23 protein-coding genes and 3 pseudogenes are annotated in these 22,283 nt (G+C 69.6%); 14 read left to right on the top strand and 12 right to left on the bottom strand.

The annotated features are described in order from the left end of the window. Window positions 1–1,374 (bottom strand): annotated as a pseudogene (locus tag ACVNF4_RS15995) (non-ribosomal peptide synthetase); the annotation flags it as partial. 331 nt (window positions 1,375–1,705) lie between these two features. On the opposite strand from ACVNF4_RS15995, the gene ACVNF4_RS16000 reads away from it, so the two are divergent. Beyond that, on the top strand, window positions 1,706–2,266 hold the full coding sequence (locus ACVNF4_RS16000; protein WP_461803475.1) for a CbrC family protein: 561 nt from the start codon (window positions 1,706–1,708) through the stop codon (window positions 2,264–2,266). A 57-nt stretch (window positions 2,267–2,323) separates the two neighbouring features. Here the strand turns inward: ACVNF4_RS16000 and ACVNF4_RS16005 are convergent, their stop codons facing one another. From ACVNF4_RS16005 to ACVNF4_RS16020, 4 genes are all read right to left on the bottom strand, one after another. Further along, window positions 2,324–3,091 carry a hypothetical protein gene (locus tag ACVNF4_RS16005; RefSeq protein WP_461803476.1) on the bottom strand — a complete coding sequence of 256 codons (768 nt, stop codon included), beginning with the start codon at window positions 3,089–3,091 and terminating at the stop codon, window positions 2,324–2,326. A gap of 192 nt (window positions 3,092–3,283) precedes the next feature. Next, window positions 3,284–3,433: a hypothetical protein gene (locus ACVNF4_RS16010; protein WP_461803477.1), complete on the bottom strand. Its 150-nt coding sequence runs from the start codon at window positions 3,431–3,433 to the stop codon at window positions 3,284–3,286. A 333-nt stretch (window positions 3,434–3,766) separates the two neighbouring features. Next, window positions 3,767–4,297, bottom strand: a complete 531-nt coding sequence (locus tag ACVNF4_RS16015) for an NUDIX domain-containing protein (protein WP_461803478.1) — start codon at window positions 4,295–4,297, stop codon at window positions 3,767–3,769. 1 nt (window position 4,298) lies between these two features. Further along, window positions 4,299–5,654 (bottom strand): tetratricopeptide repeat protein, encoded by a 1,356-nt coding sequence (locus ACVNF4_RS16020; RefSeq protein WP_461803479.1) that lies wholly within the window; start codon window positions 5,652–5,654, stop codon window positions 4,299–4,301. A 223-nt stretch (window positions 5,655–5,877) separates the two neighbouring features. Between ACVNF4_RS16020 and ACVNF4_RS16025 the strand changes: the two genes are divergently transcribed. The 6 genes and pseudogenes from ACVNF4_RS16025 to ACVNF4_RS16050 all read left to right on the top strand — a co-directional run. Continuing rightward, window positions 5,878–6,627, top strand: coding sequence for a hypothetical protein (locus tag ACVNF4_RS16025; RefSeq protein WP_461803480.1), 750 nt, complete (start codon window positions 5,878–5,880; stop codon window positions 6,625–6,627). Between the two features lie 63 nt (window positions 6,628–6,690). Further along, a complete protein-coding gene (locus ACVNF4_RS16030) occupies window positions 6,691–7,602 on the top strand; it encodes a phosphotransferase family protein (RefSeq protein WP_461803481.1) in 912 nt (303 codons plus the stop codon). Between the two features lies 1 nt (window position 7,603). Further along, window positions 7,604–8,296: a class I SAM-dependent methyltransferase gene (locus tag ACVNF4_RS16035; RefSeq protein WP_461803482.1), complete on the top strand. Its 693-nt coding sequence runs from the start codon at window positions 7,604–7,606 to the stop codon at window positions 8,294–8,296. A 36-nt stretch (window positions 8,297–8,332) separates the two neighbouring features. After that, complete coding sequence (locus tag ACVNF4_RS16040) at window positions 8,333–8,896, top strand: HAD domain-containing protein (RefSeq protein ID WP_461803483.1); 564 nt, start codon at window positions 8,333–8,335, stop codon at window positions 8,894–8,896. Continuing rightward, a complete protein-coding gene (locus ACVNF4_RS16045; RefSeq protein ID WP_461803484.1) occupies window positions 8,893–10,317 on the top strand; it encodes a hypothetical protein in 1,425 nt (474 codons plus the stop codon). The genes ACVNF4_RS16040 and ACVNF4_RS16045 overlap by 4 nt, the downstream gene beginning before the upstream one ends. Before the next feature lie 85 nt (window positions 10,318–10,402). Further along, window positions 10,403–10,522 (top strand): annotated as a pseudogene (locus ACVNF4_RS16050) (tyrosine-type recombinase/integrase); the annotation flags it as partial. Window positions 10,523–10,529: 7 nt separating this feature from the next. Here the strand turns inward: ACVNF4_RS16050 and sodN are convergent. Next, window positions 10,530–10,925 carry a superoxide dismutase, Ni gene (gene sodN / locus ACVNF4_RS16055; RefSeq protein WP_010353595.1) on the bottom strand — a complete coding sequence of 132 codons (396 nt, stop codon included), beginning with the start codon at window positions 10,923–10,925 and terminating at the stop codon, window positions 10,530–10,532. Window positions 10,926–11,070: 145 nt separating this feature from the next. On the opposite strand from sodN, the gene sodX reads away from it, so the two are divergent. Then, window positions 11,071–11,511 (top strand): nickel-type superoxide dismutase maturation protease, encoded by a 441-nt coding sequence (sodX, locus tag ACVNF4_RS16060; RefSeq protein ID WP_461803485.1) that lies wholly within the window; start codon window positions 11,071–11,073, stop codon window positions 11,509–11,511. On the opposite strand, the gene ACVNF4_RS16065 is transcribed toward sodX, so the two are convergent. Further along, window positions 11,415–12,044 (bottom strand): CGNR zinc finger domain-containing protein, encoded by a 630-nt coding sequence (locus ACVNF4_RS16065; RefSeq protein ID WP_461803486.1) that lies wholly within the window; start codon window positions 12,042–12,044, stop codon window positions 11,415–11,417. The genes sodX and ACVNF4_RS16065 overlap by 97 nt on opposite strands. A gap of 101 nt (window positions 12,045–12,145) precedes the next feature. On the opposite strand from ACVNF4_RS16065, the gene ACVNF4_RS16070 reads away from it, so the two are divergent. Next, on the top strand, window positions 12,146–12,904 hold the full coding sequence (locus ACVNF4_RS16070; RefSeq protein ID WP_461803487.1) for a class I SAM-dependent methyltransferase: 759 nt from the start codon (window positions 12,146–12,148) through the stop codon (window positions 12,902–12,904). Between the two features lie 62 nt (window positions 12,905–12,966). Here ACVNF4_RS16070 and ACVNF4_RS16075 read toward each other — a convergent pair whose 3' ends face one another. The 3 genes from ACVNF4_RS16075 to ACVNF4_RS16085 are packed head-to-tail and all read right to left on the bottom strand — an operon-like array spanning window position 12,967 to window position 15,662. Next, window positions 12,967–13,728 carry an amino acid ABC transporter ATP-binding protein gene (locus ACVNF4_RS16075; RefSeq protein WP_461803488.1) on the bottom strand — a complete coding sequence of 254 codons (762 nt, stop codon included), beginning with the start codon at window positions 13,726–13,728 and terminating at the stop codon, window positions 12,967–12,969. Then, a complete protein-coding gene (locus tag ACVNF4_RS16080) occupies window positions 13,725–14,666 on the bottom strand; it encodes an amino acid ABC transporter permease (RefSeq protein WP_461803489.1) in 942 nt (313 codons plus the stop codon). Before ACVNF4_RS16080 ends, ACVNF4_RS16075 begins: the two co-directional genes overlap by 4 nt. Window positions 14,667–14,693: 27 nt before the next feature. Next, the gene (locus tag ACVNF4_RS16085; RefSeq protein WP_461803490.1) at window positions 14,694–15,662 is read right to left on the bottom strand and encodes an ABC transporter substrate-binding protein; all 969 of its coding nucleotides are present in this window, start codon (window positions 15,660–15,662) and stop codon (window positions 14,694–14,696) included. 716 nt (window positions 15,663–16,378) lie between these two features. On the opposite strand from ACVNF4_RS16085, the gene ACVNF4_RS16090 reads away from it, so the two are divergent. The 4 genes from ACVNF4_RS16090 (at window position 16,379) to ACVNF4_RS16105 (ending at window position 19,538) form a co-directional block, all read left to right on the top strand. Next, window positions 16,379–17,575 carry an NAD(P)-dependent malic enzyme gene (locus ACVNF4_RS16090; RefSeq protein ID WP_461803491.1) on the top strand — a complete coding sequence of 399 codons (1,197 nt, stop codon included), beginning with the start codon at window positions 16,379–16,381 and terminating at the stop codon, window positions 17,573–17,575. Between the two features lie 120 nt (window positions 17,576–17,695). After that, window positions 17,696–18,661, top strand: coding sequence for a zinc-binding dehydrogenase (locus ACVNF4_RS16095; RefSeq protein ID WP_461803492.1), 966 nt, complete (start codon window positions 17,696–17,698; stop codon window positions 18,659–18,661). Window positions 18,662–18,771: 110 nt separating this feature from the next. Continuing rightward, window positions 18,772–18,981 (top strand): RNA polymerase sigma factor sigma-70 region 4 domain-containing protein, encoded by a 210-nt coding sequence (locus tag ACVNF4_RS16100; RefSeq protein ID WP_355861784.1) that lies wholly within the window; start codon window positions 18,772–18,774, stop codon window positions 18,979–18,981. Next, window positions 18,981–19,538, top strand: coding sequence for a Clp protease N-terminal domain-containing protein (locus tag ACVNF4_RS16105; protein WP_461803493.1), 558 nt, complete (start codon window positions 18,981–18,983; stop codon window positions 19,536–19,538). Before ACVNF4_RS16100 ends, ACVNF4_RS16105 begins: the two co-directional genes overlap by 1 nt. A 190-nt stretch (window positions 19,539–19,728) precedes the next feature. Here the strand turns inward: ACVNF4_RS16105 and ACVNF4_RS16110 are convergent, their stop codons facing one another. Both ACVNF4_RS16110 and ACVNF4_RS16115 read right to left on the bottom strand, forming a co-directional pair. After that, window positions 19,729–20,736 (bottom strand): PadR family transcriptional regulator, encoded by a 1,008-nt coding sequence (locus ACVNF4_RS16110; protein WP_461803494.1) that lies wholly within the window; start codon window positions 20,734–20,736, stop codon window positions 19,729–19,731. Window position 20,737: 1 nt separating this feature from the next. Continuing rightward, complete coding sequence (locus tag ACVNF4_RS16115) at window positions 20,738–21,646, bottom strand: DUF4097 family beta strand repeat-containing protein (RefSeq protein ID WP_461803495.1); 909 nt, start codon at window positions 21,644–21,646, stop codon at window positions 20,738–20,740. A 148-nt stretch (window positions 21,647–21,794) separates the two neighbouring features. On the opposite strand from ACVNF4_RS16115, the pseudogene ACVNF4_RS16120 reads away from it, so the two are divergent. Then, window positions 21,795–22,283 (top strand): annotated as a pseudogene (locus tag ACVNF4_RS16120) (hypothetical protein); the annotation flags it as partial.

Here is a 22,283-nt window from a genome sequence, read left to right on the forward strand (position 1 = left end):
GCGGCCGGCGCCCCGGGCCCGCAGCGCGTCCGCGACGGCGTCCGCGCGCAGGCTCAGCTCCCGGTAGGTGACATCGCCGTCGGGGCCGGTCAGTGCGATCGCGTCGGGAGAGCGTTCGACGTGGTCCCGGAACAGCCGCAGCAGCGAGCGGGACGAGGGCAGCTCCCGGCCGGTGTCGTTGGCGGCCGGTTCCCGGTCGGCGCGCGGGCTGAGCGACTCCACGATGTGGTCGAGGAACGCGTCCATCGGCTCGGCGCCGCCGGGCACGTCCCGCCAGCTGAGCACGATCTCGGTCCGGCCGGCGCTCTCGACGACATCGACGCAGGGGGGTGACGACGGTCCGCAGCCGCCGAGGACGTACACCGTCGTGGCCCGGAACGACTCGGTGCTGTAATCCGCCAGATCGACGGCTCCCAGGCTGCTGACGGTGGCGGTACCCATGTAGCGCTCCGTCTTGACCGAGTTCTCCTCCATGCTGTCGGCGATCAGCCGGACGACGCGCCGCGGCATCCGCAGCAGCCAGGACGGGGTGCGCAGGCTCAGCTCCCGGCGCTCGGCCAGCGCGGTCAGCAGGTCTTCGTGTATCTGCTCCCAGCCGGTTCCCGAGGCGACGTCGAGGTCGACGGAGAGCGACAGCCAGCCGGTGGAGCGCAGATCCGGCTGGTGCCGGCGCAGGTCGACGGGGACGAAGAACCGTTCCGGCGTTCCCGTCGGACGCAGGGCGGCGATGGCCGCGATCACCTTGGCGGTGACCGAGGCGTGGTTGCCGACGACCGTCCGCCGCCGCCAGGTCAGGGCGCGTGCCCCGCGCACGACCGGCGCCATCGACGAGGGCCAGTCCGGCTTGTTCGTGCCCTCCGCGATGGGGGGCGGACCCTCGGGCATGAGGTGGTGCAGGAAGTCCGGGATGTTCCAGTCGGACGGCGCCCCGAGCGGCTCCTCGCCGCGCAGTGCCCGGAAGACGTCGGACGCCCAGACGTGGATGCCGCGGGCGTCGCTCACGGCGTGGAACCCGCGGAACACCAGCCGCAGCGGCTGCCCGGCCTGCCGGACCAGCAGAACCTCGAAGGTCGGCCCGCCGTCGTTCAGCGTGGTGTGCAGGGCGGGGTGGGCGAACAGCTCCTCACCCGGCCGGAGTTCCACCACGCGCACGGCCGGGGGGACGCCGCTGTCGATCCATCGTCGGCGCCTGCGGCGCAGGCGGGTGCCCGGACAGACGGCCGCCGCCTTCTCCACGGCCGCGGCGAGCGCCTCCGCGGTCACCTCGCCCTCGCCCTCAAGGACCTGCTGGCACACGTTCGGGACGCCCATCCCGACGTAAGTCCACTCGTCAGGCCCGACACGTCGGGAGTATGACGAGATAAGAGCGTTCATGGCTTCCTCCTGGACTAATACGGGTCGCAGTATGCCGGTTGGGGATGCGCCGGAATCTTCCGTTTTTGGTAAGAAGGAGAGAAGGGGACGGCATGAACTTCGACCCGCGACCCCTGGATGTGAATTTCCGGTGAACCGTCGTGCTGCCGACGGCGGGCTCACACCGCGACGATCGACGTCCGGACAGCCCGAAACGACCGCACCCGGCCTCCACGTGGGAGGCCGGGTGCGGTCGGGGGAAAACGGAAGGCGGGGTTCAGGCCTACTTCGTCTCCTGCGGACTGCGGACAGAGTGGGTCGCTGACTCACGATCGGTCGCGGGGCTACCTGAATGACGGCGTCCTCGCGGAGATCGTTACGGTCACTGCTCGTGACAGACGAGTTTCCATACTTCCGGTATCACCCTGACCGCATGGCTACGGGCTCTGTGGTGGCCTCAGATGCGGCTTGCGTGTGCTGCGGGCGTGAACGTGGCTATGTCTATACGGGTCCGGTATATGCGGCAGAACAGCCTGGCGGGCGGTTGTGCCCGTGGTGCATCGCGGACGGGACTGCCGCTGCGAGGTATGAGGCTCAATTCTGCGGTGACGTTGTCGGGGGCGACGTGTCCAGGGAGGTACTGATGGCCATTGCAGAGCGGACGCCGGGCTTCACGGGGTGGCGGGACGAGCAGTGGCTGCTGCACTGCGCTGACGGCGCTGCCTTCCTGGGGCGCGCAGGGGCTACGGAGCTCGCGGCCCACCCGGATCGGCGGGAGATCAGTTACTGGGGTTGGCCTCCAGATCAGATCGACCATTTCCTCGACTCCCTAGACAAGGCCGGACAGCCGACCGCCTACCTCTTCCGGTGCCGGGTTTGTGCGATCTATCTTGCCTACATGGACTTCACGTAGTCCTCGTGGCTGTCGGTCTGGTGTCACTCGTTGGGCTTGAGGTGCCGCTGGCACTGATCAGAGTTCACACAGCGCTCGACCTTCTTGCTCGGCTGCGTCGACTTTCTTGGTCAGTGCATCAACGAGGCCGATGCGGCCCTCGAACAGTTGGGATACATCCCGCCCGGTAAACATGATGACGTTGTTGCGACTGCCTCGGGAGTTGCGCACGAAGTGGTCTAGCACGCCGGGGTCGTAGCCAGCCATGGATACGAAAGCACCTCGCGTGCTGTCGAGTTTGCCGTCGACCTTTCCCTTAAAGTCGAGCAGGTCCCCGAGGTCTGGCTGTGCGGTTCGCCATCGAGCTTCGACGATATATGTAAACCCTCGGAAGTGGAACGAGCCATCGATTTGCTCATGGGCTATGCGGTAGGGCGGGCGGTAGTCCAGGTCGTAGGTCTGAAAAAGCCGTGCGAATAGCTTCTCCAAGTCGTAACCACGCCGTTGTGCAGACTCGCTTGCACCTTGCTGGACGAGCTTCAAGAAGTCGAGACGCAGTTCTCCGATCGTAGCCTGGCGTTCTTGGAGCAGTTGGAGGCGTCTCTTCTCGGCAACCCGGCGGGCAGTAGCTGCTGCCCGCTCCGGGTCGATAAGGACCTTTTGCTCCTGTGCTACTTGCTTCAACTCGGCGAGAGCTTCGGCGCCAGCTTTCTGGTCAGGGGCGTCCGCGTGCGGCTTCCGCATATGGCAAAGCTCTTCGACGATCTTGCGTTGAATGGTGTATCCAGATGCGCCTTGCTCGTGGAGTTCGTCAAAGATGGCCCGCGCGATCTTCGCTTTACTCATGCCAAGTTGATCGTATCGGTCGTATAGCTGCCGAGGGACGCCTGCCGCATAGAGGATTGCGCGTAGATCGTCACGCCAATGCAACGCATCACGGCACACAGCAATGGCTGCCCGTGTGACGCTGGTCGACACCGGTCCTGCGGTCCACGCGTTGCTCATCGATTCCGAAGACTCCACGGGTAGGTGTCCCTTCTAGGCCCAGGCTCGGCCGGTCTGGAGGTATTCCTCCACAGGGATCGACTCGACGTCGGCGCTCATGCGGTCCGTGGACAGCAGGCTGTCGAGATAGTCGATCTTGTGGCGGATGAGGCAGGCGATGTCGCAGTCGTAAGTGGTCGTCACAGTCTCGCCCGTGGCTCGGCCTCGTCGCGTCCGGTGGGCAGACCGATTGGGCGGACTGGTCCGGCGAAGATGGCGGCGCCTTGTTGGACGAGCCCGAGGGCACGCATTTGGCGACTGGGCGGCACTTCCACGACTTGACCCCCCTTTGTCCGTGTTGGATTCGGGTCGTCCCCGTGGCGGACACTCCAGACGGTACCGAGCGTGCAGGGCCGGTGGGGTCGTGTCCACGTGAATTGCCGCGACTCCCCGTCTCCGCTGGGACGGGCCATGCTCTCGGCGGGGGAGGCTTCGGTCTTGCTTGTTGCCATACCGCGCACGACAGGTGGAGCTCGCCTACTTCCAGCCGTCCAGCGATACCTGGAGTCCGCCCGTCAGATAGCTGTGGAGGGCACTGGCGGTGGTCGCCACGAAGCTCTTGGGGATGGCGTCGGTGTCGACCCAGCACACTTGGGCGTGCTTGACCGGTTCGCGGTTTTCGGGTTCGCCGCTCCAGTCATGGGCGGCGAAGACGACCGTGAGGAAACCGTTGGGGGCCTCCACGCCCCAGGCGCCGTGGATGATGTGGGCGACCTTGAGGGACTCGGGCTTCACCGTCAGGCCGGTCTCCTCGTAGAGCTCGCGAACGGCGGTCTCGGTGATGGGCTCACTGGGTTCGCTCTTGCCGACGGGTAGGTCCCACAGGCCCTGGGCGAACTTGGCGTTTTCGCTGCGCTGGAGGAGGACGACGCGGTTGGTGGCCTTGTCGTGGACGATGACGGCGGCGACCAGCAGGGTCATGGATTCGAGCGCCGGCTCCAGGGCCTTCGGCTGGTCGTCGGTCTGCTGGGTCACGGTGTTCCCTTCGTCGGGCGGGTTGTTGGGCATGTTAGGCGAGGGCCTCGCGGGCGCGGCGGGCAAGATCGGCGGCGCCGGGAACGCGGCGGCGCTGGTAGACCGCGAGCGTGGAGCGGATCGACGTGATCGCCTTCCGGGTCCGGTCGGAGGTCATGCCCTCCATGAGGACTAGGGCCTGGGTCCATGCGGCGACGGCTTCGTCGGCGCGAGCCTGTGCGGCGAGGCTGTCGCCGAGGTCGGCGTGGGTGAGGGCGTGGACGCGCTTGTACTTCTCGGGGTCCCAGCGGGTGAGGGCGTCGCGGTGCTGTTGTTCGGTGCCGATGTGGTCGGCGAGGTCGGTCAGGGTGCGGGCGGTGTGGCTGGCCACGGTGCCGGCGGCGGGTCCGCTCACCCGGGAGTAGCTGGGCTGGGGGCCGTCGTCTCGTAGGAGCGCGTCTTCGGCGGCGAGCAGGGCGTGCGCGGCCAAGGCGTTCTTGTTGACTGCGGCGTAGGCGCGGGCGTGGGTGATGTGGAGGAGGGCCTCGGTCTGGCCGTCGACGTGGCCGAGACCTGTGCGGAGGGCGCCTTCGACGAGGTCGACGCAGTGGTGTGGCTGCTTGAGACTCAGGGCCTGGTGGGCGAGGGCGCGCATCATCCAGGCTGCGTGGCCGTGGGGGTCGGCTTCGCAGGCGAGCTTGTAGCCGACCTGGTAGTAGCGCTGGGCGGCGCCTTCCTGGCCGAGGTCGTGGTGCTTCCAGCCAGCGAGGTAGGCGAGTTCGGCGACGGCGCCGAAGGCGGCCCGGCGTAAGACTTCGCCGGGGAAGCGTCCGCGCAGCATGGGGGCGGCTGTGTCGGCGAGGTACGCGGTGACGGTGGTCAGGCCGTGCCCGCCACCGAGACGTTCGTCGGCGGTGCTGAAGGCTGCGGTGATCTGCCGTACGACGTCCACGTCCTGCGTGCCGGTGAGGGACGTGCCGGTGCGGGCGCGGAGCATGCGGGCGGTGGCCTCGTGGTCGTAGTCGAGCGGCATGGCGACGCCGGCGGTGGTGAAGGCCGCGATGGCGAGGAAGCGGCGGCGTTCGACGTCGGCGCGGCCCAGGTCCGTGACCGCGAGGACAGGGTCGGATTCCGCCGACGCTTCGTCATCGCTGACTTGCAGGCCGATCTCGGTCTGGGTGACCGTGCGCCCCGCTCGGCGGGACAGCGCCTCGGCCAGGTACTGACCTACCCGGCCGGATGGGGCACGGATGCCGCTCACCCAGTGCGAGATGGCTGACTTGTTGGTCTGGAGGATCTCGCCGTTCTCGGCGGCGATGCGCCGCACGTCTCTGGCGAGAGCCTCGTAGGTGCAGTCGACTGCCTCAATGACGTCGCGCAGACGGGAGTTGGGTTCTCTCTGCGCCGCCACGATCGCCTCCACTCCGGAGCCGTAAACCGCGTATACCGCTTCAACTGCCTTCCACCGTACCCACTCAGCGTGACCACCGGTTCACTTATCAGGAGCCGCCCGGAACGGCGCGACCGTGATCCAGGCTCCCCCTTGGTCCGGGCGGCACCCCGAAGTTCCGTACGCCCACACCGGGTTCGGGCATTCCTGCGCCCGAACCCGGCCGATCAGAGACGGAGACACGGTGACCACCATCGACACCAAGGCCATCACGGTCGAGCTGCCCGAGGCGTTCGACCCGAGTTGGAGCCGCCTGCCCGGCATCCAGGTCGACGGCCGGCGCATCACGATCGACCCGGCCGAGTACTTCTTCCGCTTCGAGTCCAACACCTGGCTCGTCGCCGACTGGGAGCTGGTCAAGGCCCAGCTCCTGGACGTGGACGAGACGACCGAGAGCGCGGTCGAGCAGCTCGCGCTCGACTTCATCAAGCAGCACAGCGAGTCCACGTCCGACGCGGCCCGCGTCCTGGTCACCGCGTACGAGGTCTACGCGTACCTCTTCCGCGAGGAGCACCTGGCCGGCCTCGGCCTTCCGCAGATCACCGCCGAGCACCTGCGGATGCTCCGCGAGGCGGCCACGCTCATGGCGCTCAACAAGGTCGAGCTGGACGGGCACATCTCCAACGTCGGCCCGTGCTGGTTCTTCCCCGCCGCCACCTCCGTCGTCTTCGACCTCGACGACGAGACGGGCGGGATGCTCGACGAGGTCTACCACGGCGGCTGGTTCAACGAGCACCGCCGGATCGAGTCCATCAAGGCCCACGCCGCGCTCGGCGGCCGGCTCGTGCACGGCTGCCAGTCCGTGCCGGACCAGACCGGCGGCGTGGTCGCGCCCTACGGTGCCTCGATGGCGAACTTCCGCGACGACCTCGCGGCGTTCAAGGCGGGCTGGATCGAGCAGGTCTACGCCCACCGCGTGAGCCCCGCCGCATAGCCCTCACCCGATCAGGCTCCGGGGCGAACTCCGCCCCGGACGCCGCTGCTTCCTGGAGTCCACATGACCGCGAACCCCAGCGCCGAACTCCTCGACAACCTGCTCACCGCGACCGGCCAGACCACCGCCGTACGGGAGGAGGTACGCGTGTGGTCCATGTCCGGCGTCGAGCGCGTGACCTCGCCCGACGGCTCCACGGCCATCTTCAAGTACGCCAAGAAGCCGTTCGACAGCGAGGACCAGGCCCTCCGCCTGGCCCACACGCTCGGGGTACCCGTCCCCCAGGTCCACGCCTCCGCCGTCCTGGACGGCTGGCTGGGCATGCTCATGGAGGACCTCGGACCCTCCGTACGCGAGGCCGACGACCTCGACGGCGTCGCCGCGGCCGTGGTCCTGCACGGCACCCGCACGGCTCCACCCTTGCCCGTCCTCGACCAGGACCGGCTGCGGACCCTGCCGGCCCGGGCACGGGAGCACCTCGAACGGCTGCGCAAGGCCGACCGGTGGCAGGACGCCAACGACGTCGAGGACGCCCTCGACCGGATCGCCCAGGCTGCCGAGGCCCGCTCGGCCGGAGCGACCATCGCCCCCTTCGGCTGGGTGCACTCCGAGTTCCACCCCACCAGCCTCCACATCGGCGAGCGCGGCTGGCGGCTGCTCGACTTCGCCCGCGCCTTCACCGGCCCCGGCCTGCTCGACCTCGCCAGCTGGCACGGCACCATCGAGCCGCCGCACTCCGTGCGCCTGCGCGTCTTCCTGGAGCAGTACGTCACGGCCGGCGGCACCCCCGACGCCCTCGCCCCGCGCGGCGGGCTCACCGCCGAGAACTGGGCCCTGGGCTGGCACCGCATGTGGGCCGTCGAGTGGTTCATGGAGCAGGCCGTCCGCTGGATCGACGACCCGGCCACCGACCCCGCCTACATCAAGGCCGTACGCCGCCACCTCACCGACGTCCTCCACCTCCTGGAGATCTGACGTGCTCGCCCAGGCATCCCCCTGGCACGCCCACGCCCTCCAGCGCACCGCCGCCGGTCTCGCCGAACCGCTTTCCGTACCCGCACGGATGGAATGGACCACGAGACCCGGCCAGGGGCCCGGAGCTGACGTCCTCGGCCCCGCCCTGCGCGGCAAGCGTCTCCTGGAACTCGGCTGCGGCCCCGGCCACAACGCCGCCCACCTCGCCACCCGTCACGGCGCCCACGTCACGGGCGTCGACCTGGTCGGCCTCCAAGTCCGCCGCGCCCGCTCCCACTACGGACGGCTGAACAACCTCACCTTCGTCGCCGGCCACGCGCTGCACTACCTGCCCGCCTCCGACGAGCAGTTCGACGCGATCTACTCCGTCTTCGGAGCAATCGGCCTCGTCGCCCCCGAGCTCCTGCTCCCGGCCATCGCCCAACGCCTCACGCCCGGGCGAGTGCTGACCTTCTCCGTCCCCCACCCGCAGCGCGGCGGCCGAAGCCCCTCCGGCGACGACCGGCCCCGCCGCGACTTCGTCACTCTGCCCGACCACACTCGGCTCCCCATCGCCCGATGGGAGTTCGATACCGACCGTTGGGAGAGGCACCTCAGCCGGGCGGACTTCTGGCTCACTTCGGCCCAGGAGTTCAACGACCCCCGCATGGGCCACTGGCCCACCACCCTGTTGATCCGCGCCCGCAAGCTCTGACCAGCCATTCGCCCCGCCTTCCCCCCGGAGGAACCGATGCGCCCGCCCTACCTGCTCCTCGACATCGACGGCGTCCTCATACCCTTCCCCAACGCGGACGGCTCGACCCCGACCACCCACGCCCGCCACGACGTCGTCCCCACCGGCCGGAGCGCCGACAACCCGGTCACCGTCTGGCTCAACCCCGACCACGGCCGTCTGCTCATGGACGTGATCCGCACTGGCCTGGTCACCCCGGTCTGGTGCACGAGCTGGCGCCAGGACGCCACCACCCTCATCGGCCCGCTCCTCGGCCTTCCAACCCTGCCGTACGTCGATCTCCCGTGTCCGCAGATCACCACCAGCCACCCCGACAGCTACCTGTGGAAGCGCGACCACGTCGACGCCTGGCTGGGCGACGCCCCCGCCATCTGGATCGACGACGACTTCACCGGCCTCGACCATGATTGGGCGGCGGAGCGCACTGCGAAGGGAACGTCGACCCTCCTCATTCAGCCCGACCCACACCACGGGTTGCAGCCCGAGCACCTGACCGGGTTCACGACGTGGCACGTATCAGCGGCACTGGTGTCGGAGTCGGCTGCAACACTGCGGTCGTGATCAACGAGATGACCCCGGACCTTCCCGGCACTCCCTCCGGCTCCCTGCCACCCGGAGCACAGGCAGAGCTCGCCGGAACCGCCTGGGAAGAGCTGTCGCACGTCTGTACGGGCCGGCACGGTGTGCCTGACACGCCGGACATCCTCAGCGCTGTGCTCGCCCCCACCTCGGCCCGCCGGGTACGGGCGGTGGGTGATCTGTATCGGCTGCTCCTCCATCAGGAGCAGGTGTTTCCGGCGACCGCTCCGGCAGCCTTGGTCCTGGCCGGTCTTCTCGACGATCCGCGCACCCTCGCCGAAGACCGGTGGGAGCGCAGGGCGGGTCGGCGGTCGCTTCGCGCCGAACTGCTGAACTGGCTGGCTTCGTTCGCCGACATCGCCCGCCTGGACGTCGAGGACGGTGTCGGCACGGCGCGGAGTCTGGCTGCCGCCCGTGCGGCAAGACCCATACTCCACGACAGCATCGTGGACTTCTGCGACGCCGACGATCCACTGGTGAAGGAGGCCGCGCTCGCGGCCACCGTCCTTCTCCTGGCCGACCCCGCCCTCGCCTCGTCCGTACCCCGGTACGCGCTCGCCGTTCGCGAGATCCTCGCCGTGAGCGCGGACTCGTACTACCGGTGGATCGCCCGGGAACGGCTGGCTGCCTGGGGAGAGGACGTCACTGGTCTCGTCGCCGCGGAGGAGGAGCGCCGCGCGGCCCTGGACCGGGCAGGCGCGCTGGCGGAGGACCCGTTCGGCGGCCAGGAGCAGGAGCAGGCCATCCGCTGGCTGGAAGAGCAACCCGAGGACACCGCGGCTCCGAGACGACTCGGCCGCCGGCGTGCGGACCGGACCGCTCCCATACCGACCCCGCATGGGCCGACACCCGAGCCGCCCGTGGCCGCCGCTGAAAGCGAGGCGGGGTACCGAGGCCCGTGGCGGATCGCCCGGGAGGAGGAGCGCGCCGAGTGGACGTTCACGCCGTACGTAGGAGTCGGCCCCCTGCACTTCGGGATGACCTTGGAGGAGATCACCCACGTCCTCGGCGAAGGACCGGCCGTCTCGTCCTCCTCCCACCACGGCGAAGACCAGCGGCTCGACTACGCCGACTTCACTGAGAGCGGTATCAGGGCACTCTTCCACGACGGCCGCCTGGGGTGCGTCGCCGCAGACGCCCTCACCGGCCCCCAGGTGAGACTGGACGCAGTCCCGCTGACCGGCTGCGCGCCTTCCCGCGTGGAGGACTGGCTCGTCCACCGCACAACACGGCCCGGCAGCGTGGCGTACAGCGTCGCCGGCGATCCGGTCTTCGCCGACCTCGGCCTGGCGATCCGCTCCCAGCGGGCCGGTGACATCGTCCTGACCCGACCCCTCTTCCTGCTCCACGACTGGCTCGACCTGTGGCACGCACTGCCCAGCGAGGAGTGGAACTGCTCGTGAAGCGTTGTTCGCCGGTCGGCCTCACCTGAGCGATGGTCGAGTGCCCGCCGGGTGCTCACGAGGATCCGGCCGGCGTCGCGTCTCCCTGTGGCCGGGCGAAGAAGACCGCACCCGGACCGTCACGGACGCCGTGTTCGGCGGCCTGCGGACCGGGTGCGGACTGGATGACCGAGCGACCAAGGAAATCGCAGGTCAAACGGCATGACCAAAGATCAGGCCTTCTTCGTCTCCCAGAAGATCCGGTCGATCTCGGCGATGAGTTCGAGGGCCTTCTCGCCGGTCTTGGGGTCCGTGGACGCCTTGGCGGCCGAGAGGGCCTTGAGGGTGTCGTTGACCAGGACGTGCAGCTCGGGGTACTTCTCGAAGTGCGGGGGCTTGAAGTAGTCGCTCCAGAGGACCGACACGTGGTGCTTGGCCAGTTCGGCGCGCTGCTCCTTGATGACAACGGCGCGAGCCTGGAAGTGCGGGTCGTCGTTGGCGGCCATCTTCTCCTGCACGGCCTTCACCGACTCCGCCTCGATGCGGGCCTGGGCCGGGTCGTACACGCCGCAGGGCAGGTCGCAGTGGGCGCTGACCTTGACCTTGGGGGCAAACAGGCGGGAAAGCATGGAGCGTTCCTTCCTCGTGATCGTCTTCTCAGGTGGGACATTACTCCCTGAGGGACGGCTTTTCGCGGGCGCCCCCGGGGGCTTAGGACCAAAGTCCGGGGTGACACTGGACCCGCGGAGGACATATCCAGGGGAGGTGCCGGCGATGCCGGAGCTGTCGCAGGAGACGGAGCGCGAGAGGGGACGGACGGTGACGCCGTTCGGGCTCGCCGAGGTCACGGGCCCGTCCATGGTGCCCACACTGCGCCACGGGGACCAGCTGGTCGTGCGGTACGGCGCGAAGGTGCGGGCCGGGGACGTCGTCGTCCTGCGCCACCCCTTCCAGCAGGACCTGCTCGTCGTGAAGCGGGCCGCGGAGCGGCGGGACGGGGGGTGGTGGGTGCTCGGGGACAACGCGTACGCCGGTGGCGACTCCACCGACTACGGGACGGTTCCGGACGAACTCGTGCTGGGGAGGGTCGTCCTGCGGTACCGGGTGCTGGGGTCCGGTCAGCGTTCGCCGCTGACGGTCGTCCGCTGGGCGCTGACGGCCGTGCGGCCCGTGCTCGGCGACCGGTCGGCCTCCAGGCGCTTGCGCGCGCGGTAGGCGGCGACGTTCGCGCGGGTGGCGCAGCGGTCGGAGCAGTAGCGGCGGGAACGGTTCGTCGAGGTGTCCAGGTAGGCGTTGCGGCAGGGGGACGCCTGGCACAGGCCGAGGCGGTCCACGCCGTGCTCGGTGAGGTGGAAGGCGAGGCCCATCGCCGCGATCGCCGCGTAGCCCGCGGTCGCGTTGGACGGGTGGTCCGCGAGGTGCATGTGCCACAGCGGGTTGCCGTCGTCGTCCCGGAAGTCGTGGCCCGAGATCTGCGGGCTGACGGGGAACTCCAGGAGCAGGGAGTTCAGCAGGTTCACGGCGAGCGTCTCGTCGCCGCCGTCCGCCGCGTCGAACACGGCCCGCAGGCGGGCGCGGACGGCGCGGAAGCGGGTGACGTCCGCGTCGGTGACCCGGCGGGCCGCCTCCTGGCTCGGGCCGAACAGGTCGCGTACCGCGTCGACCGAGGTCAACGTGTCCTTGTTGCGCGCCGGTTCCTCGGTGTTGACGAGCCGCACGGCGTGGTCCGAGTAATAGGCCAGTTCCACTTGTAGTCCTTACGGGGGCGTTCTATCGTCGTCGTGTGCACGGTCGGTAATGGCTGTTCGCGTCTACAGGGTATTACGTATGTCGTGGAGGGGAGAGGTTCATGACCACGGTCGACACCACGGACTGGGCAGGCTGGCAGCGGAGCTGGGACCGCCAGCAGGAGTGGTACCTGCCGGACCGCGAGGAACGCTTCCGCGTCATGCTCGACATGGTCGAGGCGTTCGCCGGCCCCGCGCCCCGCGTCCTCGACCTCGCCTGCGGCACCGGCACCATCACCGCCCGCCTCCTCGCCCGCTTCCCGGGCGCCGTCAGCGTCGGCGTCGACCTCGACCCCGCGCTCCTGACCATCGCCCACGGCACCTTCGACGGCGACGACCGCGTCACCCTCGTCGAGGCCGACCTCACGGACCCCGCCTGGCCGTCCCTGCTGCCCCACGGCTCCTACGACGCCGTCCTCACCGCCACCGCGCTGCACTGGCTGCGCGAGGAGCCGCTGAAGGCGCTGTACGGGCAGCTCGGCGAGCTCGTCAAGTTCGGCGGGGTCTTCCTCAACGCCGACCACATGCCCGATGACTCCACACCCCGCATCAACGCCGCCGACCGCGCCCTGCGGCACGCCCGCCAGGAGGCCGCCAAGGCCGCCGGAGCCGTCGACTGGGCCCAGTGGTGGCAGCTCGCCGCCGCCGACCCCGTCCTCGCCGGGCCCACCGCCCGCCGGTTCGAGATCTACGGGGAGCACGCGGAGGGGGACATGCCGTCGGTGCGGTGGCACGCGGAGGCGCTGCGCGCGGGCGGGTTCGGGGAGGTACGGCCGGTGTGGTGCTCGCCGTCGGACACGGTGCTGCTGGCGCTGCGGTAGGGGGAGGGAGTGCGCGAAGGGCGGTACGGGGTTCTCGTACCGCCCTCCGTCGTCGTCCGCTCTTAAAGAACCTTCGACAGGAATGCCTGCGTCCGTTCGTGCTGCGGGTTGGTCAGGACCTCGCGCGGGTCGCCCGACTCGACCACCACGCCGCCGTCCATGAAGACGAGGCTGTCGCCGACCTCCCGTGCGAAACCCATCTCGTGCGTGACGACGACCATCGTCATGCCGGACTCCGCGAGGTCGCGCATGACGTCGAGGACGTCGCCGACCAGTTCCGGGTCGAGGGCCGACGTCGGCTCGTCGAAGAGCATCAGCTTCGGCTCCATCGCCAGGGCGCGGGCGATGGCCACCCGCTGCTGCTGGCCGCCGGAGAGCTGCGAGGGGTAGTTCGCGGCCTTGTCGGCGAGGCCGACGCGCTCCAGGAGCTGCATCGCGTGTTCACGTGCCTGGGACTTGGAGGTGCCTCGGACCTGCACCGGCGCCTCGATGATGTTCTCGACGGCCGTCATGTGCGGGAACAGGTTGAAGCGCTGGAACACCATGCCGATGTCCCGCCGCTTCAGCGCGACCTCGCTGTCCTTCAGCTCGTACAGCTTGTCGCCCTTCTGGCGGTAGCCGACGAGTTCGCCGTCGACGTACAGCCGGCCGGCGTTGATCTTCTCCAGGTGGTTGATGCACCGCAGGAAGGTGGACTTGCCGGAGCCGGAGGGGCCGATGAGGCAGAACACCTCGCCGGACTTCACCTCCAGGTCGATGCCCTTGAGGACCTCGACGGGGCCGTACGACTTGTGCACGCCCTCGGACTTGACCATGGCGGTCACGCCGTGACCCCCTTCCGGTTGAACACGGGCGCGAGATTGGTCCTGATCCGCTGCCACGGGGTGGGGGGCAGGGAGCGGGAGGAGCCGCGCGCGTAGTACCGCTCGATGTAGTACTGGCCGACGCTGAGGACGGACGTCATGACCAGGTACCAGGCGGCGGCGAGGAAGTACATCTCGACCGGGGCGCCGGAGGTCTGCCCGATGTCCTGCGCGTACCGGAACAGTTCGTAGAACTGCACCGCCGACACCAGCGAGGTCGTCTTCAGCATGTTGATGACCTCGTTGCCCGTCGGCGGCACGATCACGCGCATCGCCTGCGGGATCACGATCCGGCGCAGCGTCTTGCCGTGGCTGATGCCGAGCGCGTGGGCGGCCTCGGTCTGGCCCTCGTCGACCGCGAGGAGACCCGCGCGGCAGATCTCGGCCATGTAGGCGGCCTCGTTGAGCCCCAGCCCGAGCAGCGCCGTCAGGAACGGCGTCATGAAGTCGGACCAGTAGTCCTTGTAGATCGGCCCGAGGTTGATGTACTCGAAGACCAGACCCAGGTTGAACCAGACGAACAGCTGGACCAGGACCGGGGTGCCCCGGAAGAACCAGATGTAGAACCAGGCGATGGACGACGTCACCGGGTTGCGCGAGAGCCGCATGACGGCCAGCCCGATACCGCCCACGATGCCGATCGCCATGGAGAGCAGCGTCAGCAGCAGGGTCTGGCCGACGCCCTCGATGATCCGGTCGTCGAAGAAGTAGTCCGGGATCGCGCCCCAGTTGATCTTGCCCTGGGAGAAGGCGTAGACGATGCTGCCCAGTGCTCCCAGGGCGAGCACGGCCGCCACGTAGCGGCCGTAGTGACGGACCGGGATGGCCTTGATGGCCTCGGCGCCGGCCGGCGGGGTGTCCGCCGGGCCGCCGTCCGTCTTGTCGATGTCAACAGTCACGGGTGTTGCCTCTCAGTGCCTGCCCGGTCACTTGCCGCCGTTGACGGTGGCCTGGGTGACGGCACCCGAGGGGACGCCCCACTTGGTGAGGATCTTGAGGTACTCGCCGTTCTTGATGATGGCCTCCATCGCGGCCTGGACGGCGTCCCGCAGCTGCGTGCTGGACTTGCTGAACGCGATGCCGTACGGCGCCGCCTGGACCTGCTCGCCGACGAGCTGGAAGTCCTTGCCGCCGCCCGAGGTCTTCACCGCGTACGCGGCGACCGGGAAGTCCGAGGAACCGGCGTCGGCGCCGCCCGCGCGCAGCCGGGTCTGGGCCTCGGGGTCGGTGCCGAAGGCCTCCATGGCGATCGACTTGCCCGCCGGACACTTCTTCGACTCGGACTTCGCGAGGTCCTCGGAGACGGTGCCGCGCTGGACGACGATCTTCTTGCCGCACAGGTCCGCCCAGGTCTTGATGCCCTGGTCCTTGCCCTTGGGGGTGTAGATCGAGACACCGGCGGAGAAGTAGTCCACGAAGTCGACACCCTCGCCGACCTTCTTGCCGGAGTCGGCGTCGATGCCGTTCTGGCGGTTCTTCGTGTCGGTCATCGCGGACATGGCGATGTCGTACCGCTTCGAGCGCAGGCCCGTGATCAGCGAGTCGAAGGTGCCGTTCTCGAACTCGAACTTCACGCCGAGCTGCTTGCCGAGCGCGTCCGCGATGTCGGGGTCGATACCGGTCGTGTTGCCGGAGCCGTCCTTGAACTCGACCGGCGCGTACGAGATGTCCGAGCCGACCTTGATGGTGCCCTTGGAGCGGATGTCGGCGGGGAGCTTCGCGGCGAGCGGGGCCGAGCTGCTGGAATCGGCCGAGGACGAGCCGGCGTCCTTGCCCTTGTCCTTGGTCTGGTCACCGCAGCCGGTGAGGATCAGGGCGCCCGCGACCGCGAGGGCGCCGACCGCGGCCAGGCGGGTGTGCGCGGCGGTCGTGCGGCGGGTGGTGCTTGCGGTCATCGTGGGTTCCTCCGGCGGATGGATGGAGTTGCCGATCGTGCGGGCACGGCCGACGGCGTCGGCCGTACTCCAGGACGGTGGGCGCTGCCGATGGGTTCGGCCGTGCCTGATCGCGTCTACACACACCTTCGAGTGTCGCGACCTTGCGTGATTACGGCATCTTGCCATTCGGACCAGTCCGTGTACGCGGGAAGCGATGTCAAAATCGGATAACGGGCGGCAGGGAAGAAGCGGGGGTCCGAGCGGCTGGAGGCGGCCGTGGCCGGATCATCTGCTGGATTGGTCCGTTCCGCCCGGAAGATCTTCGGCGTATCTCAGGATGTGGTACCGGACTGTCAGCGTTTTCGCGGTGCACGGGGTGCGGGTTTGAGCTTGTCAAGAGTTGCCCTTGAGCTTGTCCGTATACCGGTGCATGAGTCATGTCACTGGGATATGACCGCCCGGACGGGATGGCCGACGGGCTGTAGGGCGTCCACAGATCGAGGGATGTGACCTTGCACGGATCTGACTCGTGCGGGGGACAGGTCGTCGAGTAAAAAGGTTGTTCAACACCCCTCATCCGGGGCTGGAGCTGGTCACGGACCAGCTCCCAGAGCGCGTGTGCGGCGCGCTCGTCGCGTGTCCGCCGTTGTCGATACCCGGGCGGTGCGCGGTCCCGCCCGCTCCTCAATCAGGAGCGGCCACCCTCAAACATGCACGAGTAAGGGGTACGACACATGGCAGCGGAGATCGTCAATCCTCGCAGCGACAGCACGGACGACGCGTTCGATCCGGCCTTCGCGCTGCACCGGGGCGGGAAAATGGCCGTTCAGGCCACCGTCCCGATCCGTGACAAGGACGACCTGTCCCTGGCCTACACGCCCGGCGTCGCCCGCGTGTGCACCGCCATCGCCGAGAACCCGGAGCTGGTCGACGACTACACCTGGAAGTCCTCGGTCGTCGCGGTCGTCACCGACGGCACCGCCGTCCTCGGACTCGGGGACATCGGTCCCGAGGCGTCCCTCCCGGTGATGGAGGGCAAGGCCATCCTCTTCAAGCAGTTCGGCGGGGTCGACGCGGTCCCGATCGCGCTGGCCTGCACGGGGGTCGACGAGATCGTCGAGACCGTCGTGCGGCTCGCCCCGTCCTTCGGGGGCGTCAACCTTGAGGACATCTCGGCGCCCCGGTGCTTCGAGATCGAGCGGCGGCTTCAGGACGCGCTGGACATCCCCGTCTTCCACGACGACCAGCACGGCACCGCCGTCGTCACGCTGGCGGCGCTGCGGAACGCCGCGCGGCTCAGCGGGCGGTCCATCGGTGAGCTGCGTGCGGTCATCTCCGGGGCCGGGGCCGCCGGGGTCGCCATCGCGAAGATGCTCGTCGAGGCGGGGATCGGGGACGTCGCCGTCACCGACCGCAAGGGCGTCGTCTCCGCCGACCGGGGAGACCTGACCGACGTCAAGCGGGAGGTCGCCGGGTTCACCAACAAGGCGGGGATCACCGGGTCCCTGGAGGACGCCCTCGCCGGGGCCGACGTCTTCATCGGGGTGTCCGGGGGGACCGTGCCGGAGGAGGCCGTCGCCTCCATGGCGTCCGGGGCGTTCGTGTTCGCCATGGCCAACCCGGATCCCGAGGTGCATCCCGAGGTCGCCCACAAGTACGCGGCCGTCGTCGCGACCGGGCGGTCCGACTTCCCGAACCAGATCAACAACGTGCTGGCGTTTCCCGGGATCTTCGCGGGGGCGCTTCAGGTGCGGGCCTCTCGGATCACCGAGGGCATGAAGATCGCCGCGGCTGAGGCGTTGGCCGGGGTCGTGGGGGACGATCTTGCCGCTGACTATGTCATTCCGTCGCCGTTCGACGAGCGGGTGGCGCCTGCGGTGACGGCCGCTGTTGCCGCTGCGGCGCGGGCGGAGGGGGTTGCTCGCCGGTGAGTTGTGATGGCCCCGTCGTTTTGGCGGGGCCATCGTCGCGCCCCTGAGGTGCGTTGTTGTTGCTGTTGGTTGGATGCGTCACCTTTCCTCGTCGTACCTTCAATCCCTATCGTCTACCCCATGTTTGCTGCCTACGCCGCCCGCATCGACCGTGATCAGCCGCTCAACGGGCTGGAGTTGGGGGAGCGGCCGGCTCCTGTGGCGCCGCCGGGGTGGAGTGTGGTCGAGGTGCGGGCCGCCTCGCTCAATCACCATGACCTCTGGTCCCTGCGAGGGGTCGGGCTCGGTGAGGACAAGTTGCCGATGATCCTCGGGTGTGACGCCGCCGGGGTCGATGAGGACGGCAACGAAGTCGTTCTGCACTCCGTGATCGGGCAGAGCGGGCATGGGGTGGGGCCCCGGGAGCCTCGGTCGATTCTGACTGAGCGGTATCAGGGGACGTTCGCGGAGCGGGTGGCTGTGCCTACGTGGAATCTGTTGCCGAAGCCGAAGGAACTGTCGTTCGCGGAGGCGGCTTGTCTGCCTACGGCGTGGCTCACCGCGTACCGGATGCTGTTCACCAACGCCGGGGTACGGCCTGGGGATTCGGTGCTGGTGCAGGGGGCCGGGGGTGGGGTCGCCACTGCGGCGATCGTGCTGGGGAAGGCCGCGGGGTTGCGGATGTTCGCCAGCAGCCGGGACGAGGGCAAGCGGAAGCGGGCCGTGGAACTCGGGGCCGTGAAGGCTGTGGAGCCGGGGGCTCGGCTGCCGGAGCGGGTCGACGCCGTGATCGAGACGGTGGGGGCGGCCACCTGGTCGCACTCCGTGAAGTCGCTGAAGCCCGGCGGGACGCTGGTGATCTCGGGGGCGACGAGCGGGGACCGGCCCGCACATGCCGAGCTGACGCGGATCTTCTTCCTGGAGCTGAAGGTCGTCGGGTCGACGATGGGCACCAAGGACGAGTTGGAGGACCTGCTGGCGTTCTGTGCGGCGACGGGGGTGCGGCCGGTGATCGACGAGGAGTTGCCGTTGGACCGGGCGCGGGAAGGGTTCGAACGGCTGGAGTCCGGTGGGCAGTTCGGGAAGATCGTGCTGACGGTGGGCTGAGCGCGGCCGGTGGCGGAAGCGGGGTGGGTCCGGGTGGGCCCGCCCCTTTTTGACGCCGGTGTTGTCAATCATGGTTGACACTGAGAAGGTGTCAACGTATGTTGACATACATGACCGAAGCTACGGATCTCGCGGCACGGGCCGGGGATCGTGACCCCAGAGTCGGACTGCGTGCTGTCGCCGCCCTGCGCAGGCTGCTGGAGCAGTTGGAGGCGGTGCAGGTGCGCAGTGCGCGCGTGCAGGGGTGGTCGTGGCAGGAGATCGCCACGGAACTCGGGGTCAGCCGGCAGGCCGTGCACAAGAAACACGGGAGGCAGTGATGTTCGAACGCTTCACCAAGGACGCCCGGGACGTGGTGCGCGGGGCCGTCGGACACTGCCAGGAGGGCGGCGCGCGGAGTGTCGGCGTCGATCATCTGCTCCTCGCGCTGCTGGAGCGGGAGGCGAGCCGGGGGGCTTTCGCGCTGGCCTCGCTCGGCAGTGAGCGGTGGCGGGACGCCGTACGGGGTGAGCTGGCCGACGCGCGTCGGCGTGCCGGGTTCTCCCGCGCCGAGACCGAGGCGCTCGCCGGGCTCGGGATCGACATCACCGAGGTGGTCTCGCGGGTGGAGGAGACGCACGGGGTGGGGGCACTTTCGGGGGACGGGACCGGTGGCGGGACGGGGCGGCGGCCGTTCGGGCGGGAGGCCAGGACCGTACTGGAACGGTCCCTGCGGATTGCCCTCGCCCACCGGGACCGGCACATCGGGGACGAGCACATCCTGCTGGCGGTGACGGTGCTGCCGGGGGTGCCGGGGGAGGTGCTCGCCGATCACGGGGTGACGTACGAAACGGTGCGAGGGGTGTTGTACGGCGAGGGTGAGTCGCGGGCGGGGTGAGGGGGTTCGGGGCCGGGCGTAGGGGCGGACGGGGGCCGGGTCGAGCCGGGTGACGTGGCGCCGGGCGGGCTGCCGGCCGAGGCGATCGGCGAGCCCCGCCGCGAGGCGGCCCGGCGTGCGGTGTGCGAGGCGGCCCCGGTGAGAGGCCGGTCTGTGGGGGAGGGGCCCAGGGGTGGTGTGGGCCCCCTTCTCATACCTTCGGCTGTTTCAGGAGCGCTCCGATGTGGGCCGCCGCCGTGGAGAGGTGGCGGCGGGCCTCGCGGAGTTCGTCGGCGGTGACGCCGTGGTCGCGGGCCGCGTCGCGGATGTCGTCGCGGAAGCGGTCCAGGAGGCGGTCCAGGTCACGGGCCGGGGTGTCCGACAGGGGTTCGTGGGACCAGGAGGGCTCGTAGGCGACCGGGACCTCCTCCGGTGCGGCGGGGTGCTCCGGGGGGTGGGCGCCGGTGCCGAACGTGAAGCCGAGATCCTTGCCGACGCCCTTCCCGAAGTCCTTGCCGAAGTCTCCGAACTCCTTGGCCAGTTCGGTCAGCCCCTCGCGGACGCCGGTCGGCCAGTCACCCCGCGAGAAGTGGTCCTGGACCTGTTCCTGGACGCGGCGGGCGATGCGCTGCACCTCCTCCTGGGCCTGGGCGCGGGCGTGGTCCTGTGCGTCCTTGGCCATCCGGCGGGCCCGCTGGGCCTCCTCGCGGGCCCGGCGGCTCTCGTCCTTCGCGCGGCGGGCCTGGTCCTTCCAGCCCTGCTTGACGCGGCGCATCTCCTCCTTCGCCGCCTGCCACGACTCGTCGTCCGCGCTCCCGGTGCTGGTGCCCTCGCGGGCCTGGTCAGCTGCCGCGCGCATCTCGCGGCGCAGGTCGCCGGCCGCGCCCCGGACGTCCGCCTGGATCTCCGCCGCCAGTTCGGCCACCGACTCGCGGATCTCCAGCTCCAGATCGGCCAGCTCCCCGCTGCGGTCGGCCAGTTCGGCCCGGCCGGCGTCGGTGATCGAGTAGACCTTGCGGCCCCCTTCGGTGGTGTGGGTGACCAGGCCCTCGGCCTCCAGCTTGGCGAGCCGGGGATAGACCGTGCCCGCCGAGGGGGCGTACAGGCCCTGGAAGCGTTCCTCCAGGAGGCGGATCACCTCGTAGCCGTGACGCGGGGCCTCGTCCAGCAGCTTCAGCAGGTAGAGGCGCAGGCGGCCGTGGGCGAAGACGGGGGGCATGTCAGAGAACCTTCTTGTCGGTCGGGCCGGTGGGGGTGTCCTGGGGGTCCGGGGTGACCGGTGCGGCCGGCTTCGGTGCGTCCGTCTCCCAGAGGGGTTCCTCCGTCGTCGCGGGCCTGCGCAGGAGGGCGATGGAGCCGGAGACCGTCGTCGCGCGGAGGGTGCCGTTGCCCGAGCCGAGGCGGCCGGTGATGCGCTTGGCACCCCACTGGCCCTTGACGCGGAGGTCCTCGAAGGCGTTGGAGACCTTGCCGCTCGTGGTGTTGGCGTCCACCACGGTGTCGGCGGGGTGGGGGAGGCGGATGGCGATCTCGCCCGAGACGTTCGTGAGGGTGACGGCGGTGGGGCCCGCGGTGGGGTCGAGGTCGACGATCATCGAGCCGCTCACCGAGTCCGCGTGGACGGAGGAGCCGGCCTCGACGACCGTCAGGTCACCGGAGACGGAGTTGAAGCGCAGGTCACCCGTCAGCGCCTGGGCCTCCACGCTCCCGGAGACCGTCTCCGCGCGGACCGGGCCGGAGAGGCCCACCAGCGTGGTGTCCCCGGAGACTCCCTGGACCGTCGCCCGGCCGTCGATCCCGGAGAGCACGGCGGACGCGCTCACCACGCCGACCGCGACGACGGTGTCCGCGGGGACCGCGAGCGTCACCACCGCGCTGCGCCGCCAGCCCTTGCGGTCCAGCCACTTGAGGAAGCCCTTCCACGGCAGGTCCTCGTACGTCACCGTCAGGGCGCCGTCCCGGTGGGTCACGATCAGGGGCGGGCCCTCGACGGCGGAGACCTCCAGGCGGGCGGAACCGTCATCGGTGCCCACGACGTTCACCGCTCCGGAGACGATGCGGACGTTCAGCTCACGCACCGGCTCGTCGAAGGAGAACTTCTCACGTTCGGACACGGACCACTCGGGCATGACACTGAACCTCCTCCTCGACGACACGCCATATCGCGTCTTCTCCTCTTCACGATATATCGCGCTCGCGAGGAGTCAAGACATATCGAGACACTCTTTCTGGTGACCATCGCCGCCCAAAGGTGATGAATTGTCCTACGGTGTGAGCATGTCGCCGACCGAACAGCCCGGCGCGCTGCTGCTGTGCCGGGCCGCCCCCGACGCCGTCGCCCCCGCCGCCCACCTGCTGCGCGAACGCATGCTGCTGACCCGGGCCGGGGTCGAGTGGAGCGTGCTCGTCCCCGAGGGCAAGCCCTGGCAGGACGGGGACGACCCGGTCGACCGGGTCCTCACCGGCTGGGCCGCTGCCCTCGCCGTCGGAGCGCCCTGGCCCGTCCTCGCCCTGTGGTGGGACGCCGACCGGGCCGGCTGCGCGCTCGCCTCCGGGTTCCGGCGGCCCGTCGGCTACGACTGGCTCGCGGACGGCACCCCGGCCGGCGAGGACGAGGCGATGCGCACGCTCGCCTCCCGGCTCGGGCTCGACCCTCGTATGGCGGCGCCGTCGAGCGTAGGGCGCAGTTCCCGTACGCCACCTCCCAGGTGCCGGGAGTACGGCTCGCCGAGGGCTGCGGCGTGTTCGGCCAGCAGGCCGACGTAC

It is taken from the genome of Streptomyces sp. S6 (assembly GCF_054880855.1).

Bases quoted from the DNA above. Each gene is read 5' to 3' on its own strand.
- ACVNF4_RS16110 (WP_461803494.1), bottom strand. From the start codon at position 20,736: ATGCCCCCCGTCTTCGCCCACGGCCGCCTGCGCCTCTACCTGCTGAAG.
- ACVNF4_RS16105 (WP_461803493.1), top strand. From the start codon at position 18,981: ATGTTCGAACGCTTCACCAAGGACGCCCGGGACGTGGTGCGCGGGGCC.
- ACVNF4_RS16070 (WP_461803487.1), top strand. From the start codon at position 12,146: ATGACCACGGTCGACACCACGGACTGGGCAGGCTGGCAGCGGAGCTGG.
- ACVNF4_RS16040 (WP_461803483.1), top strand. From the start codon at position 8,333: ATGCGCCCGCCCTACCTGCTCCTCGACATCGACGGCGTCCTCATACCC.
- ACVNF4_RS16115 (WP_461803495.1), bottom strand. From the start codon at position 21,646: ATGCCCGAGTGGTCCGTGTCCGAACGTGAGAAGTTCTCCTTCGACGAG.
- ACVNF4_RS16100 (WP_355861784.1), top strand. From the start codon at position 18,772: ATGACCGAAGCTACGGATCTCGCGGCACGGGCCGGGGATCGTGACCCC.
- ACVNF4_RS16000 (WP_461803475.1), top strand. From the start codon at position 1,706: ATGACGGCGTCCTCGCGGAGATCGTTACGGTCACTGCTCGTGACAGAC.
- ACVNF4_RS16030 (WP_461803481.1), top strand. From the start codon at position 6,691: ATGACCGCGAACCCCAGCGCCGAACTCCTCGACAACCTGCTCACCGCG.
- ACVNF4_RS16015 (WP_461803478.1), bottom strand. From the start codon at position 4,297: ATGCCCAACAACCCGCCCGACGAAGGGAACACCGTGACCCAGCAGACC.
- ACVNF4_RS16090 (WP_461803491.1), top strand. From the start codon at position 16,379: ATGGCAGCGGAGATCGTCAATCCTCGCAGCGACAGCACGGACGACGCG.
- ACVNF4_RS16005 (WP_461803476.1), bottom strand. From the start codon at position 3,091: ATGAGTAAAGCGAAGATCGCGCGGGCCATCTTTGACGAACTCCACGAG.
- sodX (WP_461803485.1), top strand. From the start codon at position 11,071: ATGCCGGAGCTGTCGCAGGAGACGGAGCGCGAGAGGGGACGGACGGTG.
- sodN (WP_010353595.1), bottom strand. From the start codon at position 10,925: ATGCTTTCCCGCCTGTTTGCCCCCAAGGTCAAGGTCAGCGCCCACTGC.
- ACVNF4_RS16085 (WP_461803490.1), bottom strand. From the start codon at position 15,662: ATGACCGCAAGCACCACCCGCCGCACGACCGCCGCGCACACCCGCCTG.
- ACVNF4_RS16095 (WP_461803492.1), top strand. From the start codon at position 17,696: ATGTTTGCTGCCTACGCCGCCCGCATCGACCGTGATCAGCCGCTCAAC.